4 protein-coding genes are annotated in these 3352 nt (G+C 31.7%); all 4 read right to left on the bottom strand.

Annotated elements, in window-relative coordinates; all coding sequences use genetic code 11:
- Positions 1-466: 466 nt before the first annotated feature.
- On the bottom strand, positions 467-934 hold the full coding sequence (locus E4T92_RS10930) for a hypothetical protein (protein ID WP_135094867.1): 468 nt from the start codon (positions 932-934) through the stop codon (positions 467-469).
- Positions 927-1292: a helix-turn-helix domain-containing protein gene (locus E4T92_RS10925; protein WP_135033597.1), complete on the bottom strand. Its 366-nt coding sequence runs from the start codon at positions 1290-1292 to the stop codon at positions 927-929. Before E4T92_RS10925 ends, E4T92_RS10930 begins: the two co-directional genes overlap by 8 nt.
- A gap of 253 nt (positions 1293-1545) precedes the next feature.
- A complete protein-coding gene (locus E4T92_RS10920) occupies positions 1546-1758 on the bottom strand; it encodes a hypothetical protein (protein ID WP_135094865.1) in 213 nt (70 codons plus the stop codon).
- Between the two features lie 201 nt (positions 1759-1959).
- The gene (locus E4T92_RS10915) at positions 1960-2940 is read right to left on the bottom strand and encodes a replication initiation protein (RefSeq protein WP_135094863.1); all 981 of its coding nucleotides are present in this window, start codon (positions 2938-2940) and stop codon (positions 1960-1962) included.
- Positions 2941-3352 lie beyond the last annotated feature (412 nt).

Genomic DNA, 3352 nt, shown 5'->3' with positions numbered 1-3352 from the left:
TTTCAGCCCTATTTTTATCTATTGAAAACCACATCAAGAAACCCTATCAACTACGAAAACTTGCTTTTTGTGGTTTATATGGCTCATCAAACAAGCGTAGCGAGTGCGATAGCAAGATAGATATGGGTAAGTAAGGGTAACTCCAAAAAATAGCTTAGAGCGCGTTTTAGAACGTTTTGGTGGCACAGCTTACGTATCGCTGTAAGTGCGCTAAATTTTTACACCACAATTTGCCTGTTTATGCTTTCCAGTAGTCCGAGCTTTTGACCCTTGAAGTTATGATTTGCGTTTCTTGTTTACATCGTTGAAATGATTTTTTGGTAATAGGGGCGCTTTGCAAATTATTTGCTTTACTAGCTACCCTTTACTAAGATTTGACTTGTCTAGGGTCTAATCGTTAGCAAAGAACTCAACGCACAGATTACAAGAAAAAGGGCATAGATTTTGACATCTATGCCCTTTTTCTTTAAATGTTTTTCTTTTTTGTTCCAAATGAGCTTAAATACTTTCCCTTTTGAATCCATAATTCGTCAGGGCTATTTTCTTTATAATAAAAGCTAGTAACTGATAAGTATTTCCCCATGTTTTTTAGAATTAAAGTTGTGTTAGGAGTTAATCTTAGAAGTATTGAAAATTTTTTATTTTCTATTTCATAGATTGTTCCAGATTGGTTAAGTTTTTTATGTAAGAGAGCTGGGACCAATCGTTTATCATATTCACTTTTATGATTCATGCATCTCTTGACCCATGAATTGTGTCTAATGCTTACGTGCCTTTCTCCAAAAGATTGATCACCTACATTTAGTTTTATTGGTATATCATTAGGAATTCCACTTACGGTATTACCAGGTATTATTGCAAAATTCTCACTCCCATCTATCAACCAAAAACTATCAGGATCTTCTTCATCCCCTTTAATTGTGAATCTATCCATTTTTTATTTTTCCATTTAATAAATTGACTAGTTTTTCTAGTTCATAAACATTTCGACCTTTATATTTTTTATCACTTCTTGCTGTTGAAGATTTATCTATAATCCCTAACCTAGTCAAATTTTTTATTTCACGTTGAATACTTCTTTTAGACACTCCAATTCTATTAGCTAGAGTTTCTTGAGATGGATATGGAGCCCTATCCCTATACCACCAGTAAGATAATAAATTGATAATAATATTTAATCCTAAAGGTGATATAGCTAGTTCTGATTGTTTTTTTAGTAGTCCTATGGGAATTGCAGCCCATCCGTCATCTAGATTAGCCTCACCCCATTTTTTTTCTAAAGATTCTTTCATTAGGATACCGTATAAATAAATTTTATTATAATACAAAGTTTAAAAAAATAAAATAATATATATTATTTTATTTTTTTAAACTTTATTTATTTTATAAAATTTTTATATATTTAGGATGACATTTTGTCATCTATAAAATGTGACAAAATGTCATATCATAATTACGAGTTTTCAGAAGACGAATTATCCTTCTAGGCAATATTAGATGAGATAAGCATGCTGAAGTGGATTGCCTAACTGTATAAATTACAGTTCACACTTGAATGTGGTTTTCTAAGAAAACAATTACAGTAAATCTGTAATTGCGTACGCCATTCGAACTCAAGAATTTATAAAATAAAACCGCCAAAAAGGCGGTTTTGTTTTTTCTGATTTGGTAGTCGGAAAAATCTAGTGCAGGATAGGGATCTTCCGAATATTGTAATACAATTTCCGAAAAATCCCCCTGTACTTGCAGTAGGCTCATACTATCGCTCATCAGATTTCTGAATATCGTATTCTGATAAATCTTGATAAGCGTTGGGGTTATTATACAATCTTCTAGGGTATTCATTGCCACCGTCAATAGATAAATTTCCACACTTACACGTTACATAATCGTGAGAATGTTTTGATATTACAATGTCACCACAAAGCAAACACTTAGCCTGATTTATTAGTAATTTTTTCATAGTTTAACTAACTCACAATCTTTGATTTTATAACCACGATTTTTCAGTTCATCTGAAAAGGTTTTCTTTGAACCAAGTTTTGATGTGTTACTTGCGTTACACGCAAGGAAAATCCAATAAAACAGTAAATCTTCATTCGGGACATCTTCGATTTTTTGGTAAAAATTTTCCAAGATTTTTAAACAATCTTTTGCCCATACACCATACTCATGATTGCTCATTCGTGGATCTTGTCGGCTTAATGTTACAAACTTACCGTACTTATTTTTATGTGGGAATGGTGGGCGTTTTAATTCTGCTTTGACCACACTTTTCTTACTCTTAATTGCAAATTTTAATGCAACAATGCTACGACCACGTTTTACAGGTTCTACACTAATCAGCAAATCTGATTTTTTATTGATTTCATTGATTGATGGTTCAATAACTCTTTTCCTAAAATCAGCGTAAAGATCGTATTTCCCTTTAACCTGTAACCAATCTTTTAAATAATCTATTTTTATTTCACGTTCTCCAACCGTTTTATATTGTGAACATAATTCATAAAGTCGAATAGTATGCGTACTTGTAAATGCACCAATGTTTACAAGCTCATATTTTGTATAACGAGCTTTTAAGTTAGCAATATATGGTATTAAATCTTCGTGAAACTCAATATAAAACCGACCTTCTGTTTTAAAATAAACTCTTTTTGTAACAAAAGGTACAGCAACAAACATTTTTTCATCATCTCTCAAAACCATATCTCGTTTTGCAATTTTTAGAATGGCTTTTTGGACTTGAGTGTAAGCTATATCAGGGTTTACATCAGGAAAATGCTGACAAAATTCCGTTACAGTAAATTCAAACCCACGCACAGGATTTAATGGATCAAACACACCTAACGTCAATGATAAAACTCTCATTTCATCAAGTGTCATTTGATAACTTGCTTCAACAAAGCTATTTGCTTTCGATATTGTTAATTCGTTGCTCATAAAACAGTCTTAACATGGAAAGATTTATTTTATTTATAGACAATAAAATTCATTTGTCCATATTATATATATGACAAAATGAAAATCAAATCCACATTAACAATAAATCTGTCCACATTAAACAATAAATCTGTCCACATTAAACAATAAATCTGTCCACATTAAACAATAAATCTGTCCACATATAGCCACGTAACACATTGAAAATAAATGTTTTTTTACATCCTAAAACACATAAAACACATAAAACACATAAATATAGAGCCTAACGGCTCTTTTTGGGGCTTTCAGCCCTATTTTTATCTATTGAAAACCACATCAAGAAACCCTATCAACTACGAAAACTTGCTTTTTGTGGTTTATATGGCTCATCAAACAAGCGTAGCGAGTGCGATAGCAAGATAGATATGGG

The organism is Pasteurella sp. WM03, assembly GCF_004570945.1.
Taxonomy (GTDB): domain Bacteria; phylum Pseudomonadota; class Gammaproteobacteria; order Enterobacterales; family Pasteurellaceae; genus Rodentibacter.
This window is presented reverse-complemented; position numbering and strand designations above follow the sequence as displayed.

Excerpts from the sequence above, each read along its gene's own strand:
- E4T92_RS10930 (WP_135094867.1), bottom strand. The coding sequence starts at position 934 with ATGGATAGATTCACAATTAAAGGGGATGAAGAAGATCCTGATAGTTTT.
- E4T92_RS10925 (WP_135033597.1), bottom strand. The coding sequence starts at position 1,292 with ATGAAAGAATCTTTAGAAAAAAAATGGGGTGAGGCTAATCTAGATGAC.
- E4T92_RS10920 (WP_135094865.1), bottom strand. The coding sequence starts at position 1,758 with ATGAGCCTACTGCAAGTACAGGGGGATTTTTCGGAAATTGTATTACAA.
- E4T92_RS10915 (WP_135094863.1), bottom strand. The coding sequence starts at position 2,940 with ATGAGCAACGAATTAACAATATCGAAAGCAAATAGCTTTGTTGAAGCA.